Source organism: Bacillus sp. SH7-1 (assembly GCF_008042405.1).
Classification (GTDB): Bacteria; Bacillota; Bacilli; order Bacillales; family Bacillaceae_G; genus Bacillus_A; species Bacillus_A thuringiensis_N.
On the sequence record NZ_QNUD01000051.1, the window covers coordinates 1 to 16,357 of the forward strand.

Genomic DNA, 16,357 nt, shown 5'->3' on the forward strand with positions numbered 1-16,357 from the left:
AATTGACGGAATCTGGCCATGTCTCTTTAACGAATACTAGTTTCACTGAAATAGTTCATGGCGAAAAAACGAAACGTGAAATTACAGAAGATCAATATAGAGAGCTTTTATATACTTTATTTGCTATTGAGTTATGATAAAACGAACCGGCTATTTTATTAATTTAAATTTAAAACAACTATTAAAGTTTGATTTTCTTAATAGATATAATACACTAGAACAGTATGAAAAAGTATAAACAATGAATTTTGAATGTAAAGGAAGATTTTTATGTCAATTATCGATAAATTGAAACTTAATAAGTATACGAATATGGTTGTTATTAATGAACCAAGTGATTACGAAGTTTTTACAGGGAAAGAAACTGTATTTTCAAAAGAACACGATGCCATTTTTATTTTTGTAGAAACACTTGATGAAATGGTGAAACAAACGAATTTTATTATTAGTAATGAAGAATTACTAATTGAAAAAGGTTACGTGTTCTTCGCATATCCGAAAAAAGGTAATGCTCGTTATAGTACTTTTATTCACCGTGATGAGATGTTTCCGGCATTAAACGTTGGAGAAGATGGTTATGTGGGAGAAAGCGATATTAAATTTGCACGAATGGTAAGTATGGATGAAGTCTTTACTGTTGTAGGTTTAAAACGTGAAAAGAAAAAAGCGACGAAAACGCCTGCAATGAGCCAATGTGTAGCTGATTATGCAGATCGAATTCAAGATGTTGAAGCTTTATTAGCTAATCACCCAACTGAACTTAAGTTTTATCAAAGTTTAACACCTGGATACAAAAAAGATTGGGCACGTAATCTGTTTTCTGTAAAACAAGAAAAAACACGTGAAAAACGTTTTGAAAAGATGATTGAGGTTGTATCACAAGGCTATAAAACAATTGATTTATTTCGCAAAAAGAAGAAATAAGATTAGGAAAGTCACAATGATGCAACAATTAATTGCGATGAGTACATTGAAAAAAGTATTCCTTCCATTATACTAAGAAATGTTCTTATATTTATATAATTAGTAAAAGAGAAAAGGTGTTTGAAATGAAATCGTATATTGTAGTTGGAGCTGGAATTTTAGGAGCGTCTACTGCTTATCATCTTGCTAAGGCTGGCGCGAACGTTACTATAGTGGATCGTCAACAAGTAGGTCAAGCAACGGATGCAGCAGCAGGTATTGTCTGTCCATGGCTTTCGCAACGTCGTAATAAAGCATGGTATAAAATTGTTAAAGGCGGTGCACGTTACTATTCTTCGTTAATTCAGCAATTAGAAGAAGACGGTGAAACGGATACAGGTTACAACCGTGTAGGTGCAATTAGTTTACATACTGATGAGAAAAAACTAGATCAAATGGAAGAGCGAGCTTATAAACGCCGTGAAGATGCACCAGAGATTGGTGAAATTACGCGTTTATCAGCTGAAGAAACGAAAAAATTATTCCCGGCATTATCAGAAGAATATAGTTCTGTTCATATTAGTGGTGCTGCACGAGTAAATGGAAGATTATTACGCAACGCATTAATAAGCGCTGCGAAAAAACATGGTGCAACTTTTATAAAAGGCGATGCAGTATTAGTCCGTGAAGGTAACCATATTACTGGAGTTAAAGTAAACGATGAAACAATTTTAACAGAAAAGGTTATTGTAACTGCAGGTGCATGGGCAAACGAAATCTTAAACCCTTTAGGAATTAATTTCTTAGTTACGTTCCAAAAAGGACAAATTGTTCACCTGCAAATGGAAAATACAGCAACAGAAAATATGCCAGTTGTTATGCCGCCAAATGATCAATACATTTTAACATTTGATAATGGCCATGTCGTAATTGGTGCAACACATGAAAATGATACTGGTTTCGATCACCGTGTAACGGCTGGTGGTTTAAATGAAGTTTTCCATAAAGCATTAACAGTTGCACCTGGATTAGAAAATGCTACAATGCTTGAAACGAGAGTTGGATTCAGACCATTTACGCCTGGATTCTTACCTGTTATTGGTCCGCTCCCTAATTTTGAAGGTATTCTCGTTGCGAACGGATTAGGTGCTTCAGGTTTAACTGCAGGTCCATATTTAGGGTCTGAACTTGCTAAATTAGCTCTGGGACAACTAATTGAATTAGATTTAAATGATTATGACGTTGCTGGGGCAATTGAATAATATGGGGTACTGCTAACATTTAGAAAAAAACATGCTAAGCGAATTCGACAGGGAATAAGCATTTTTTCCTTCGTCAAGAGTAAGCCTGTTTATGAAAAACAAAATTCTTTAAAAATAGAGGGCCACCACCATAAACCTGCATTATTAATGTAGAATTGTGATGTCGGCTCTTTATTTTTATTTATTTAAAGTTTATTTTCGAGAGAAGGTTAAGCAATGAGAGCACCATATCAAGTATTGATATTTCCTTATATAAAAACTGACGATTCTATTCAATATGCGATTTTCAACCGAAGTGATTATGGTTATTGGCAAGGGATAGCTGATGGTGGAGAAGACGGTGAGCTTCCTATTGAATCAGCAAAACGGGAAGCGTTTGAAGAGGCTGGTATTACAAGTGAATGTTCATATATACAATTAGATTCTGTGTCTTCACTACCAGTAGAGGATGTGGTTGGAGAATTCCTTTGAGGAGATAAGGTTTATGTAATAAAAGAATTTTCTTTTGGAGTTAAAGTCCCTACAAAAAACATCTCATTATCTAAAGAACACTTAAATTATAAATGGTTATGCTTTGAGGAAGCAGTAACGCTTTTGAAATGGGATAGCAACAAAACAGCATTGTGGGAATTAAACAAAAGACTATTAAAACAATAAAAGTGTTAGCTAACAAAGATAGTAGTGGAATAAGAATTCAATAATTTAAAAAAACCTTGCTACACTACATTTGTAACAAGGTTTTTTTCTTAGTGTCGTTTTTTAAAATCAAATATGGATTTGGCATGGCCAATGAACTAAGAGCACTTGCACTAAGAAAGGCTTTATACAGTCGCCTCTAAAAAAATGAAAATAGTTAGAAATATTTTTATGTTGTACGGTTTTTGACTATGAATAGCGGAATACATATTAAGTATTCAACAGTTCAAATAGAACAAGTCCTCTTTTTATTTTTAAGAAGAAAGATGACTCGTTTTATGCTAAAATTCGCTTAGTGTATATTTTCGTTAAAATGTGGGTGGGCCCCCTTTTAGCAAAACCGGAGTGGAAATGATGAGTATAAATAGTTTTGTGGAATTAATAAAGGACGAATTATTAAAAGAGGTAAGCATAAGAAGTGAGGATGAATTCGAGCCTGTAGTAGTTAAAGATATTCCTAGACTTTGGAAGTGTTTAGGGAAAGGTAATTATGCTGCAGTATTCATGCACAAAGAATACAAAGATTGGGTCGTGAAAGTTTATGCGCGAGAAGGGGAAGGAATTGAAAAAGAGTCAGAAGTATACCGCAGAATCGGAAATCATCCTTCTTATTCAAAGCTTATATATAAAGGAGAAAATTTCATAGTATTGAAGCGTTTAAAAGAAATTACCTTATACGATGCTATTCATAAGGGGATTAAAATTCCTAAACAGGTGATCCTTGATATCAATAAAGCTTTAGAGTATGCAAGAAAACAAGGATTAACTCCTTGTGATGTTCACGGGAAAAATGTGATGATGGAAAAAGGAAGAGGTTATGTAGTCGATGTATCTGATTTCTTAAAAGCAAAAGAAGATAGTAAGTGGAGAGACCTAGAAAAGGCATATTTTACATTTTATTTGCCTTTCATTTATAAATTGCCTTTCGATGTTAAAATACCGTATTTTATGTTAAACATTGTTAGACATTCGTATAGAAAATATAAGAAACTTAAAAAGAAATTCGAATTGTAAAAGAATCACATACTTATAAGTGAACCACTAGCAAACAAAAGGACCGTACATTTTAGATATGTCTAATATGTACGGTCCTAATCTTTTTTATGTATACATATTTTTGTTAGTTATATCACTATCAATTCCAAAACGAGATATTTTGAATAAATGAAACCGTTAAAATAAGTGTTGATGCGGAACCAGCAGTTAATAACATTACTATTTTTCGTCCATTCTGTTCTTTTGAAGGGTTTATAAGTTCTGTAATCAACACAATCCATATTATTATAGAAACTATAGAAATAATATTTATAGACATATGTAACACATCACTTCGTGTTTTTACATAAACATTTCTTTTTTTATAAAATAAAAGCAGTCTAATAAGAAAAAATGTACAGCATTACAAATCAATATCCTCCTGTTAAACTACCTTTTTTAAATAGAAATATGACTGATAAAACGATAACAACAGCCTTCAAACTGCCCCAATATGGATAAATAGCATGATTTGTTAGATTAGCATGTTGAAAAATGTTCTCTAAACCAAAAATCCCAATAATGACTGCTAAAAGAAAAGCGGCTTTTCCAATAGTCGTATTACGATAGATGATAAATAAATATAGTGCAAATATAAGTGGTAAGATGATTTGTAGTAAAATTGTCATAAGTAGCTCCTTAGTTTATTTATAATGATATTATATACAAAATTGTAATAAAAAAGGAATGCAACTTATTTAATACTAATAAGATCACTCTAATCATATTCTTCTATTAAAAAGAATATAGAGGAGTGTAAAGTTAATTGACAAAAGTGAAGGTTCGTTTACGACCCATTGTTCATCACATAAATTTACCCACTGTAATAAAAACAGCTATTCTTCCAGGTGACTCGGCTGAAAGACTATTTATTGCAACTCAATTAGGGGAGATTTTCTACATAGGAGACGGAGTCATAAAAACATTTTTAAATATTCGTCATCTAATAATTACATTAGGTACATCTGAAGAAGGCGTGTCCAGTAGTGGTTATGATGAACGTGGATTGCTTGGACTAGCATTTCATCCACAATTTTATCAAAACGGTTTATTTTATCTTCATTATTCAGTCGCTGGAACCCAAGGACCAGGTGCACTTTCTGAACAATTTAAACCGAATCCTTGTGACCCGAAAACGTTAAACTTAAAATGGCTAAATAGAGATACGCAATATGATCATATCGATACAATTGAAGAATGGATTTTACAATCAAACGGTCACCCTCAAAAACGCAGAACATTACTTAATATAAAACGCCCATTTTTTAATCATAATGGAGTAAATACTTTAAACTTTTCTCCAGAGACGAGGAAACTTGTTTTTACAAATGGAGATGGTGGCTCGGGTTATGATCCGTTCAATTTAAGCCAAGATGATTTAGAAATAGCAGGTAAAATTATTGAAATCGATGTAAGTAAAAATACATTCATAAATAATCCTCCAGTCGTTACACGCTTTAATGAACTTCCTCTATCTATACAAGAAACACTTACATTAATTGCGAAAGGTGTTCGTAATATAACCGGTATTTCATTCCAAAGATTTTATAATCAATATATCAAATACGCCGGTAATGTTGGGCAAGATATTGTAGAGTCTATTTTTTCATTTGTTCAATATAAACCAATACCGGTTACCGAAATTGTTCAAATGCATGTAACGAGATTCACTCCCAATCAAGTTGGATTTATTAATTTTGGTTGGCGGGGATGGGAAGGAGAATTACCTACTTCTTTTATAAGGCACTGTTCTGAGAATCCTACTTTGGATGAGAGGGCAATGGCTTATTATAATGAAACAATAGAATTATCTGCAAAGCGTATTCAGCCACTAATTAGTTATTTTCATAAAGACCCCAGACCAGATAAGTTTGGTGGAACTTCACTAACAGGCGTTCAGCCATATATGGGAACTGCAATCCCCAATTTAAATGGTAGTGTTGTATTTACTGACCTTGCTAGGAAAGAAGAGTCTCGGCCATCAATTAAAGGGGTTTTAGCATATACTAGAGCCGGTACAGACGGTAAACATACTGACTTTCATGTTATTGAAACCAATTATGATTTTGGTACGCAAGCAGCTTATTATATGAGTTTAGGAACAAATTTGGATCAAACTAGGTTATATTTAGGAGTTTACGGTTCTATGAAAGTAACTGATTTTAACAAAGGTACCATATTTGAAATTATTCCTTAATACGATATACACTCGCAGTTTAATAATACAAGGATTTCATTTTGTTTCAAAACGTACAATTTCTCCTCCCCCTAAAAGCCTTTTATTGTCTAGTAACTCATAACAAGTAGAAAGCAGCTCATAAACCACTAGTGTATGAATAATATAGAAAGTGATGAATTAGGTATCTTTAGGGGGTATTTTGATGAATCGGTTTGTACATTATTGGTGTCAACTTATGATAGAGAATGATGCGAACTTTGTTCATAAAAGAAAATTGTCCCTAGCAAATAAGCTAGTCATAACAGCTTTAATGAGTGCTTTGGCGACCATGTTTCAAGCAGCGGGGAACTTAATTCCTGGTATAGGGTTATTCATTAGCCCATTTGCGACATTACCAATTTTTTTGGCTATTTGCTACTCTATTCGCGAGGGAGTACTTTCTTACATTCTTACTATTCTCCTATTATTTATTATTGAGCCAAGTGAACTAATTGTTTTCCCATTTACTACAGGTTTATTAGGTATAGCCTTAGGACTTTCCTTTATACAATTCAAGAGGAGAATTTGGGTAATTTCTTTTTCTGCGATTTGTCTACTTATAGGAATTACGATTGTTCTAGATATTTTCCGCTTTCCAGTACTTGGTCCTACTATTCATACAACTATGGATATAAAAATTATTTTATCAATATTTATACTGAGCTTTCTATACTGCTGGATCTATGCAGGGCTTTGTAGAAAATTGTTGAATAGAGTATATAGAGTATGGTTTTAACACTTGTATAGAATGGAGACTTAAAACATGTATAACGTTGCAATTAGGAGACCAAATTCGGATGATTTAGAGGAACTACACTTATTTTTCCGTATAGTTATTACGAATACATATAAAGACGAAGGATTATCACAACTATTGGATGACATAGAAAATGAAATTAACATGAAAAAGCAATATTTGAAAACAGATTTTGATAGTAATGGAGAAAAACGTTACTTTTTATTAGCAATTGATACAAATAACGATAAAATCATTGGAACAATTGAAGTTGGTCCAGCAAGTACGTTGATTAATAGTTGTACAGGCGATGTACTTAAGGATTTGTATGAAATAGGAACTGTTTTTATACTGCCAGAGTATCAAAAAAAGGGTATCGGAAGTTTGCTACTAAACACAATGTTTCTTACGTTACTTAGCAGAGGAATAACAGAATTCTGTTTAGATAGTGGCTACAAAAAAGCGCAAAGTATATGGACGAAGAAGTTTGGAGAGCCTAGTTATGTACTAAAGGATTACTGGGGAGAATCAAGTGATCATATGATTTGGAAGAAGAGTTTACATGATACACCTATAATATTTGAATTATAAAATGAAATATGCCTCTTAGCGTAGCTTTTCTTACATATGTATGCTATTATTTATCTTTATAATAAAAGAGGACGTGAATGAACTTGATTAAAATTAATATTCCTGAAGCTGATGTTTCAATTACTGAACGTAAACAAGTTATTAAAGGAGACGAGCCAATAATCACTCCAATTAATGGTTTTATCGATTTCCACTTGTTCCCTAGAGATAAAGGCGGCATTTTTATGTTTTACAATATTAATGACGAACTTCTTTTCGTAGGTAAGGCTCGTAAAATTAGACAACGTATTAAGAAGCATTTTGAAGACAATGTTTCACCAATTAAAAATCACCGTGATGAAGTATACCGCATTGATGCATGTATCGTAGAAGATCCAACAGAAAGAGAAATTTACGAAACATATATCATTAATGAATACAAAGCAAAATATAACGTTGATAAAGTATTCTATAAATAAGTAATAAAAAAACAATCCTAGCACACATACTGGGATTGTTTTTTATTTAAAATTAGTCCTCATATTTTTCTCCTTTTTTCAAATGATTTGCAACAATAAAGCAGCATACACCTATACATATAAGTACAATTCCAATCGTTTTATGTTTTCCCTCAAAGAAAGGAATATCAGAAATAACATTTGTCATACATAACCCAACGAACACAAGAATAGGTCCTATCCACAGTAATATATTGCCTAATTTCGTATGTTGCCACATAGTAATCCTTCGCACCTCCTTTTACATATATATCCATAAAATAAAAGTAAATTCATAGAGAAATATAGTTTTTTTCATATCGAAAATTTACCCTTCATATATTGGTACAAGCAAACAAGAAAGGGGACCATCATGAATTGGTTAGAAGCTTTTATATTAGGGATTATACAAGGTTTAACAGAGTTTTTACCGATAAGTAGTACAGGACATCTTTATTTAGGAAGACATTTGTTTCAATTAGATGAAGCAGGATTGTTTTTAGATACGATGCTGCATATTGGCACTTTACTTGCGTTGTTTATTTATTACAAAAAAGAATTTATATATTTAATCAAAAATCCATTATCAAAACTAATGCTACTACTTATTGTCGGAACGATACCCGCAGTTGTAATCGGATTGTTATTTAAAGACTTTTTTGAGGATATTTCAAAAACAGGTATTACGATTGGTTGGGAGTTTTTAGTGACTGGATTCTTTCTCTACATGGCGGATAAACAAAAGAATGGTCGTAAAAAAATGGACGACATTACATATAAAGACGCATTTATCATCGGTTCATTTCAAGCGGCTGCTATTTTTCCGGCAATTTCTCGTTCTGGTATGACAATCGTCGCTGCATTATGGAGGAAGTTAGACCGCGAAACTGCGGCTTACTTTTCTTTTTTATTATCAACTCCAGCCATTGTCGGAGCAATCATTTTGCAATTTGTAGATGTTTTTCAAGGGAAAGCAGAATCTATTTCTAGTACATCTTTAATTGTTGGAACGTTATCAGCTGCGTTTTTTGGTTACATAGCCGTTTCATGGATGATTCAATATTTAAAACGTCACTCCTTAAAAGTATTCGCGTATTACGTATGGGGATTAGGTATTTTAATTTTAACGTTGCAATTTACTGATGTATTTTAAGTATAATGATAAAGAAGTTAATTAGTTTAAGATCCTGTTTCATTCATACAAAGCAGGATCTCTTTTTATTAAGGGGGAAAACATGTTTAATAAGGCTATCGTTATTGGCGGAAGTATGGCAGGAAAGCTCGCAGCAAAAGCTCTATCAACTTCTTTTAAAGAAGTAATCATTATAGAAGCTGGTGAAAGATGGGATGGAAAGTCTTCGAGAAAAAGAGTTCCACAAAGTAATCATCCTCATGTGTTATTAAAAGGTGGAGAAAACGCAATTGAAAAATTGTTTCCTACTATTACGAATGAATTAATAGAAGCAGGTAGTATCGTAAATAACTTTACTCGTGATTTAAAATGGCATCAATTTGGTTTATGGAAACAGCAATTCATAGGAGAAGTACATATGATTCAACAAAGTAGGTTTTTGCTTGAATGGCATATTCAAAAACGAATACATCAAATTCCAAATATCACCAGCAAATTTGGAACACTGGTTGAAGGATTATTAGTAGATGAAAAGATTAACAAAGTATGTGGAGTAAAAGCTAAATGTTTAGAGACAGGCACACAAGAAGAAATACAAGCAGATATTGTTGTTGATGCAAGTGGATTTAGTTCAAAAAGCATATCGTGGTTACGTGAATACAATATCGAAGTGCAAGAAGAGAAAGTACGTATTGATTTATTTTACGCAACTAGAATGTTTAAGCTTAAAGAAAATGAGAAATTAGACTGTTGTAATATGCTAATGTCTCCAAGTTTTCCTGACAATCCGTATGGTGTTCTTATTCAAACGATTGAAGATAATCGTTATTTTGTTACTTTCAGCGGATATGCAAATGAGAAAGCACCACAAACAGATGAGGAATTTTATAAGTTTGCTGAAAATCTATCAATTTCTAATGTTACGGATTTCCTAAATAAAGCGGAGGCAATTTCAGAGATCAAAACGTATAAAATTCCTTATCAAGTACGTCGGAGATTTGATCTCACTACAAATATGCCAGAAGGATTATTGGTCGTTGGAGATGCACATTGTCGTTTTGATCCTGTTTTCGGGCAAGGTGTTTCAGTTGCAGCTATGGAAGCTCACCAATTGCAGTTACTTTTACAAAGGAGACAAAAGCTCGATCATGCATTTACACAGCAGTTTTATAAAGAGACCGCTCATATCATACAAACTCCTTGGGAAATGACAACAACGGAAATATCACGTCATCCACAGCTAAAAAGAGAATTAACGATAAAACAAAAATTTCAGCTATGGTATACGAAACAAATATATCAACTATCTGCAACTGATTCTGATGTTTATATTCGATTAGTAAAAGTGATGAATTTAATTCGTAGTCCATTTCATCTTTTTCATCCGAAAGTGCTACTTGCTGTGTTACTGAAACGAAAGAAATAGCAGGAAAATAGTTGATTAAAAAAGAATATATAACAGTTAGTAGATATAGAAGGAGTAAATGCGATGAAAATATACATAGAACAATTAAAGAAACACGATGCTAAAGATTTATTTACGTTTGAACTTACGAATAAATCTTTTTTCGAAACAATGGTACCAAATCGTGGCTCGCAATATTTTGATTTTGAATATTTTCAAAAACTACTAGACGATTTATTAATAGAACAGGCGGATGGAGAATCTTATTTTTATTTAATTTGTAACGAAGAAAATGAAATTGTAGGACGAATAAATTTAGTAGATATAGATTCGGAAACTCGAAGCAGTTCGCTAGGATATCGAGTTGGAGAAAAGTTTACTAAAAAAGGAGTTGCAACTGCAGCTGTAAAATTAATTTTAGACGTAGCGAAAAATAAGGAAATTAATGAGATTCATGCTAAAACAACTTCTAATAATCTCGCATCACAAATTGTATTAGAAAAAAGCGGGTTTTCTTCTTATCATAACGAAGCAGATACAACATCTGTAGAATTAAATGGAGAACATGTGAATTTTGTACATTATATTTGGAGAAATACTTCGCGTTTATAATAAGGGGGACTTATTCATGAATGATTTACGTTATCCAATTGGGCAATTTACATACAAACGTCCTATAACTGAAGAAATGATTGATACATGGATTCAAGAAATTGAAAATTTACCTAATGAACTAACGAAGGCAATCAAAGATTTAGATCAGAAACAGTTAGACACACCGTACCGCGTTGGCGGATGGACAGTTCGTCAAGTAGTCCATCACGTTGTGGATAGCCATATGAATAGCTATATACGCTTTAAATTAGCACTAACAGAAAAAAATCCAACGATTAAACCTTATAAAGAAGAGAAGTGGGCAGAATTACCTGATTCTAAATTACCAGTAGATGTTTCACTAGTAATGTTAGATTCATTACATAAAAGATGGGTTAACCTTTTATATTCTTTAGAACTTGAAGATCTGGAAAAGACATTTAACCATCCAGAGACTGGTGAAACAAAACTTGCTGCTGCAATAGGACTATATGCATGGCACGGACGTCATCATACAGCTCATATAACTTCATTAAGAAATCGACTAAATTGGTAACATGGATATTACTTTAGAGAAGGCAACAGAAAATGATGCAGCAGTTTTATTTCAAATGCAAATAGACTCATTTAGCCCTTTATTAAATAAATATAAAGACTATGAAACAAATCCAGCAAATGAATCCATTGAAAAAACTATTTTAAGGATAAATAATCTTAGCAGTAACTATTATAAGATGATAATAGATTCGAGCCTTGTTGGAGCGATATGTATATCTCAAAAAGAAATACCATTTAAATTTTGGATTAGTCCAATGTTCATTCATCCAAACTATCAAGGGAAAGGAATCGCTCAGAAGGTACTTATTTTAATCGAAGAGATGTTTCCAGAAGCACGAAGTTTTGAACTTACTACGATTTTAGAAGAAGAAAGAAATTGTTTTCTATACGAAAAGATGGGATATAAAAGAACGGAAGTAATAAAGAAATTAAATGATAAAACTACACTTATTTATTACAAAAAAGAAAGGTAAAGCATTTGAAATACGCTTTACCTTTTTATGTTATTTAAGATTAAATATACAAATTTAATGCATATTCTTCCAAAATACTCGGGTTAGTAATTTAGAAAGTGAATAAACATACGAAAAGACGTTATTTTGTCGTATAGGTTACTAACGCTTTTTGAATGCTTAAAACACTATCGTCACCTTTAAATTCCTTCGTAATTGGCGTACTCAAACTAGATACCCAAATTTTAAGCTCAGCATCTAAATCAAAATGCCCAGCTGTTTCAATGCTAAATTGTGTAATGCTTTTATAAGGGATAGAATGATACTCTGTTTTTTTACCTGATATCCCTTGTTTATCTACTAAAATAAGACGACGATTTGTAAATACGATTAAATCACGAATTAATTTATAAGCATGTTCAACTTTCTCACCTTCTAACATAATCTTCTCTAAATCACGTTCTACACTTTCTGTACTCGTATTTGATGCATTTCCTAAAATACCGCTAAATAAACCCATAGGAAATTCCTCCTCCATTATTTGTGGAATGTGTTACTTATATTGTACCATGCTATTTACTAAGAAATTATGATATTACTTTAGTAGTTTCTGGTTATTATTGCAATTCATTTATATAACCTCATCTTAATATCTTATGCTAATATGTAAGTAAGAAAAAAGAAGCAGAGGGATATAGCATGAAAAATATCGGTTTAGTATTAGAAGGCGGAGGAATGAAAGGTTTATATACTGCAGGCGTACTCGAATATTTTATGGAAAAGAACTTATTCTTCCCTTATGTAGTTGGCGTATCCGCTGGAGCTTGTATGGGAGCCACTTATTTATCACGTCAAAAAGGGAGAAATAAAAAAGTAAATACAGAGCTAGTAGCAGATCATCGTTATATATCTTATCGAAATTTGATTCGAAAACGTGAATTATTCGGAATGGATTTTTTGTTTGATGAAGTACCTAATAAAATTGTACCATTTGATTTTCAAACTTTCTTAAACTCAGATGAACAGTTTGTTATAGGAACGACTGACTGCGAATCAGGACAAGCTATTTATTATAATAAAGCAGAACATGGAAATGATATTTTAAAAATCATTCGTGCATCTAGCTCAGTGCCTTTTATAGCACCTGCTGTAGAATATGATAATCGAAAATTGCTAGATGGAGGAATTATAGATCCTATACCGGTTTTAAAAGCTCAAACTGATGGTTATGAAAAGAACGTTGTAATTATGACAAAACCAGAAGGATATGAGAAGCAGCGAAATAAATTTTCTGGACTAGCTAAAATTTTATATAGGAAATATCCGAATATCGCAGAATCTTTAGTAGAACATTATCGTTTTTATAATGAGACGATATCTTATATGCATCAAATAAAACAAAAAGACAACTTTTATATTATTCAGCCTAGCGTACAGCTTCCAATAAGCGGAATAGAAAGAAGTAAAGAAAAGCTCGTTAATTTATATAATCTTGGCTATACAGATGCTCAATATCATTATGAAAAATTATTAAGTTGGATAGAGAAATAAAGGGGTGGAAAGTTGAAGTTAGGAAAAAGGGTTATTTTTAATGAATTGCAGAAAATGCCTAGTCTGCTGTATAAACCGTTTCCGAATTGTGACATTCGAAAAATACGAAAAGATTTTAATAATATGTTTACAGAAGATGATTGTATAAGCGCTGATTTAAATTATTATTGGATGCATACAGCAGGTACTTTAAGTTACGTGCTTAATAATAATGAACAGGAGATTGTGTTTAGTCAAATAAAGTGGCTAAGGATATCGTTTTTCGAGTGGTTTCCGCAATATCGTTTTCTAGAAACAGAAATTGTTACGTATCCCATTTTGTATAGAGATTTCATGAATTATGAAAAGACCCGAAAGCTATTACTTTATTACCTTACTGTTTAAAAACGTACAAGTTATGCTACTTGTACGTTTTTTGTTCATAAAATATACAATATTAACAACTTGTCCATGTAGGTATTTTAACGAGAAAAAAGAAGTACATATAGAGAATGTGTGAGGGAGGAGACAGAAGTTTGTTAGCCGTTTTCCTTTCAATTCATGTCCAACTCAAATATTTCGAGTAAAATTCGCTTCTAAATGGTATTATCAAATATCAAGAAAACTAATTTAGAAACGAAGAAGGGACAGGTTTAATATGGAAAACGTATCAAATGTAGATAAAGTAGAATCAATTAAATCTTTACAGTCAACAATCCGTAAACTTGAAAATGCACTATCTCAGATGACTCAAAAAGGTACAAATACTACATTAGTGAAAAAACGACTTAACGCTGTTTGTGTAGGGTTAGCAGTGCTAGAAAACGTTTGGAATCAAGAAAGTCATAAGTATAACCAAGAAGAGTTAGCAGAATCTCGTAACATCCTTGCTGGTTTGCTTCCATCAATTGAGAGAGCCTACGATAAGTCTAAAGCCGGTAGTCCTCAAAGAACACTTTTAACAAGAAGAATAAAAGCGTTGGAACTTTCTATTCAAGCAATTGATAAACTTTCTAATAAATAACTCAACTAGATACATAACATCCTAATGCAATTTTTATATAGGTATTCTAACGAAAAGACAGAACTATAAAGGAGGAAAAGGGGTGACTTCAATAGTTAGTCCTAAATTAGAGGAGCTTATGAATCAATTGAAACATGGAAACGAGAAAGCTTTGTATACTTTTTTGCATGAGATAAAGTTAAATACTACGCCACTAATAGAACAATATCCTGTAGATAATCAGTATTTGCTTATAACGTATATATGGTTAGGCGATCAAAATACTGAAAACGTTTATGTATTCGGTAGTTTTCCTGGTTGGGATCTGTCTGTAAATCAATTACAACGATTGTCACAGACAGATATTTGGTATGTTACGTTTAGGACGAATAAGAGTTTTATTTCAACTTATTATTTTACAGTAAATGATTTTTTTGAAAATGATTGGATAAAGCGTAGTGAACAGTACCAACTAGACCAATTTAATGAAAATGTATTTGGAGAAGGTGCCAATAAAGCGTCTGTGTTAAAAATAGGTATGGACGTGCAGTATAGCAGTCGTTTTCCTTCAAATGATTATCCATCCGGAAAGATTGAAACATATTCTTTTTATAGTTCGATTTTAAATAACACACGCAAAATTCATATTTATACGCCTCATGATTATTCTCACACTTCACATCTTCAAGAACTTCTCATTGCATTTGATGGGAATTCATTCATTAATGACCTTTCAATCACAAAAACACTTAATTATTTAATTTACGAAAAAGAAATCCCATCTTGTATTGCTGTTGCTATAGATCCTGTCGATCGATTAGAAGAGCTAACTTATAACGATAAAATGAATGCATTTTTAACGAAGGAATTACTTCCGTGGATTCAAGCTAAGTATCACGTTTATCAAGAAAAGAATCATACAACAATTGCTGGTTTCAGTCTTGGTGGCTTAGCAGCTTTTTATGCAGCACTTCAAAATCCACATATTTTCGGGAATGTGTTGTCAATGTCTGGATCCGTACATTGGAAAAAGAATGATTATGAAAATACAATTCCTTGGATCGAAAAGCAAATTTCATCAATAGATTCTAATGCGACTCATCTCTATTTTCACATAGCAGTAGGTGAACTTGAAAACGAACCTCTTTTAACGGCTAATAGACGTCTATATAAAGCTTTAGAAAAGAAGAAACACCAAACCACTTATGAAGAGTTTCAAGGCGGACACGATAGCGTATGGTGGCGAGAAAAGCTATTCGATGGATTAAGGGCATTGGAATTTACAAAAACGACACTAAAAAATAAAAAGGAGAGAGAATCTAGGAATCAAGAAGAACTAGATAAAAAAATAAAAAAGCAAGAGATTTTAGTAAAAGATGAGAAAGTTTGTTCCTATACGTATGAGGATCATATTAGTTCTATTGTTAAAGAGGCAGAAAAGAAAGGGTCATTCGATAATTTACCTGGTAAAGGGAAACCTCTTAATCTTGATAAAAATCTTTCGTACAATCCTGAAAAGCAATTGTATAGAACGTTAAAGAATAATCATGTGTTACCAAGGTGGATTGAGCTTTCAAAGGAAATTGATAATTTAAAAGAGAAACTAAAAGAACATACAAATACTGCAGAAGCAGCGGATTTAATTCGAACTATTAATAAAAAGGTTTTAGAACATAATCTACTTTGTCCACCAAGTGCGCAAAAAACGAGGGTGAAAACGGATTTTTAACAATTTTTAACGAAGCTATCTCTTGCTATATAATTAA

General features: G+C 32.4%; 19 protein-coding genes and 3 pseudogenes. 18 read left to right on the plus strand and 4 right to left on the minus strand.

The genetic code is table 11. The features are described from left to right. From DN390_RS28095 to DN390_RS28115, 5 genes and pseudogenes are all read left to right on the plus strand, one after another. Nucleotides 1-137: pseudogene (locus DN390_RS28095) on the plus strand (arylamine N-acetyltransferase family protein); the annotation flags it as partial. A gap of 133 nt (nt 138-270) precedes the next feature. Next, nucleotides 271-924 carry a YdeI/OmpD-associated family protein gene (locus DN390_RS28100; RefSeq protein WP_147809081.1) on the plus strand — a complete coding sequence of 218 codons (654 nt, stop codon included), beginning with the start codon at nt 271-273 and terminating at the stop codon, nt 922-924. A gap of 125 nt (nt 925-1,049) precedes the next feature. Beyond that, complete coding sequence (locus DN390_RS28105; protein ID WP_097952495.1) at nt 1,050-2,165, plus strand: NAD(P)/FAD-dependent oxidoreductase; 1,116 nt, start codon at nt 1,050-1,052, stop codon at nt 2,163-2,165. A 216-nt stretch (nt 2,166-2,381) separates the two neighbouring features. After that, a pseudogene (locus tag DN390_RS28110) lies at nt 2,382-2,822 on the plus strand (NUDIX hydrolase). Between the two features lie 393 nt (nt 2,823-3,215). Further along, on the plus strand, nt 3,216-3,875 hold the full coding sequence (locus DN390_RS28115) for a protein kinase family protein (RefSeq protein ID WP_098952545.1): 660 nt from the start codon (nt 3,216-3,218) through the stop codon (nt 3,873-3,875). Between the two features lie 121 nt (nt 3,876-3,996). On the opposite strand, the gene DN390_RS28120 is transcribed toward DN390_RS28115, so the two are convergent. Continuing rightward, nucleotides 3,997-4,176 carry a hypothetical protein gene (locus tag DN390_RS28120; RefSeq protein ID WP_147809082.1) on the minus strand — a complete coding sequence of 60 codons (180 nt, stop codon included), beginning with the start codon at nt 4,174-4,176 and terminating at the stop codon, nt 3,997-3,999. A gap of 91 nt (nt 4,177-4,267) precedes the next feature. Further along, entirely contained in the window at nt 4,268-4,525 is a 258-nt protein-coding gene (locus DN390_RS28125) for a hypothetical protein (protein WP_147809083.1), read from the minus strand. Between the two features lie 137 nt (nt 4,526-4,662). On the opposite strand from DN390_RS28125, the gene DN390_RS28130 reads away from it, so the two are divergent. The 4 genes from DN390_RS28130 (at nt 4,663) to DN390_RS28145 (ending at nt 7,899) form a co-directional block, all read left to right on the plus strand. Next, complete coding sequence (locus DN390_RS28130) at nt 4,663-6,093, plus strand: PQQ-dependent sugar dehydrogenase (RefSeq protein WP_147809084.1); 1,431 nt, start codon at nt 4,663-4,665, stop codon at nt 6,091-6,093. Nucleotides 6,094-6,277: 184 nt separating this feature from the next. Continuing rightward, on the plus strand, nt 6,278-6,850 hold the full coding sequence (locus tag DN390_RS28135) for a YybS family protein (RefSeq protein ID WP_147809085.1): 573 nt from the start codon (nt 6,278-6,280) through the stop codon (nt 6,848-6,850). 27 nt (nt 6,851-6,877) lie between these two features. Continuing rightward, nucleotides 6,878-7,441: a GNAT family N-acetyltransferase gene (locus DN390_RS28140; protein WP_060631071.1), complete on the plus strand. Its 564-nt coding sequence runs from the start codon at nt 6,878-6,880 to the stop codon at nt 7,439-7,441. 77 nt (nt 7,442-7,518) lie between these two features. Further along, nucleotides 7,519-7,899 (plus strand): nucleotide excision repair endonuclease, encoded by a 381-nt coding sequence (locus tag DN390_RS28145; protein WP_001048941.1) that lies wholly within the window; start codon nt 7,519-7,521, stop codon nt 7,897-7,899. 52 nt (nt 7,900-7,951) lie between these two features. Here DN390_RS28145 and DN390_RS28150 read toward each other — a convergent pair whose 3' ends face one another. Further along, entirely contained in the window at nt 7,952-8,158 is a 207-nt protein-coding gene (locus DN390_RS28150) for a hypothetical protein (RefSeq protein WP_060631070.1), read from the minus strand. A gap of 132 nt (nt 8,159-8,290) precedes the next feature. Between DN390_RS28150 and DN390_RS28155 the strand changes: the two genes are divergently transcribed. From DN390_RS28155 to DN390_RS28175, 5 genes and pseudogenes are all read left to right on the plus strand, one after another. Further along, nucleotides 8,291-9,070, plus strand: a complete 780-nt coding sequence (locus tag DN390_RS28155) for an undecaprenyl-diphosphate phosphatase (RefSeq protein WP_147809086.1) — start codon at nt 8,291-8,293, stop codon at nt 9,068-9,070. 82 nt (nt 9,071-9,152) lie between these two features. Next, nucleotides 9,153-10,475, plus strand: a complete 1,323-nt coding sequence (locus DN390_RS28160) for an NAD(P)-binding protein (RefSeq protein ID WP_147809087.1) — start codon at nt 9,153-9,155, stop codon at nt 10,473-10,475. 63 nt (nt 10,476-10,538) lie between these two features. Continuing rightward, a complete protein-coding gene (locus DN390_RS28165) occupies nt 10,539-11,066 on the plus strand; it encodes a GNAT family N-acetyltransferase (RefSeq protein WP_060631067.1) in 528 nt (175 codons plus the stop codon). Nucleotides 11,067-11,082: 16 nt separating this feature from the next. Further along, a complete protein-coding gene (locus DN390_RS28170) occupies nt 11,083-11,604 on the plus strand; it encodes a YfiT family bacillithiol transferase (RefSeq protein WP_060631066.1) in 522 nt (173 codons plus the stop codon). Between the two features lies 1 nt (nt 11,605). Further along, nucleotides 11,606-12,079, plus strand: a pseudogene (locus DN390_RS28175) (GNAT family N-acetyltransferase); the annotation flags it as partial. 121 nt (nt 12,080-12,200) lie between these two features. On the opposite strand, the gene DN390_RS28180 reads toward DN390_RS28175, so the two are convergent. After that, the gene (locus DN390_RS28180; protein WP_147809089.1) at nt 12,201-12,578 is read right to left on the minus strand and encodes a PH domain-containing protein; all 378 of its coding nucleotides are present in this window, start codon (nt 12,576-12,578) and stop codon (nt 12,201-12,203) included. A gap of 179 nt (nt 12,579-12,757) precedes the next feature. On the opposite strand from DN390_RS28180, the gene DN390_RS28185 reads away from it, so the two are divergent. The 4 genes from DN390_RS28185 to DN390_RS28200 all read left to right on the plus strand — a co-directional run bounded on the left by DN390_RS28185 (nt 12,758) and on the right by DN390_RS28200 (nt 16,320). Further along, on the plus strand, nt 12,758-13,609 hold the full coding sequence (locus DN390_RS28185; RefSeq protein WP_147809090.1) for a patatin-like phospholipase family protein: 852 nt from the start codon (nt 12,758-12,760) through the stop codon (nt 13,607-13,609). 12 nt (nt 13,610-13,621) lie between these two features. Next, nucleotides 13,622-13,993: a YxiJ-like family protein gene (locus DN390_RS28190; RefSeq protein WP_147809091.1), complete on the plus strand. Its 372-nt coding sequence runs from the start codon at nt 13,622-13,624 to the stop codon at nt 13,991-13,993. 253 nt (nt 13,994-14,246) lie between these two features. Beyond that, nucleotides 14,247-14,612 carry a hypothetical protein gene (locus tag DN390_RS28195; protein WP_147809092.1) on the plus strand — a complete coding sequence of 122 codons (366 nt, stop codon included), beginning with the start codon at nt 14,247-14,249 and terminating at the stop codon, nt 14,610-14,612. A gap of 82 nt (nt 14,613-14,694) precedes the next feature. Next, nucleotides 14,695-16,320, plus strand: a complete 1,626-nt coding sequence (locus tag DN390_RS28200; RefSeq protein ID WP_147809093.1) for a DnaJ family domain-containing protein — start codon at nt 14,695-14,697, stop codon at nt 16,318-16,320. The last annotated feature ends 37 nt before the right edge of the window (nt 16,321-16,357 follow it).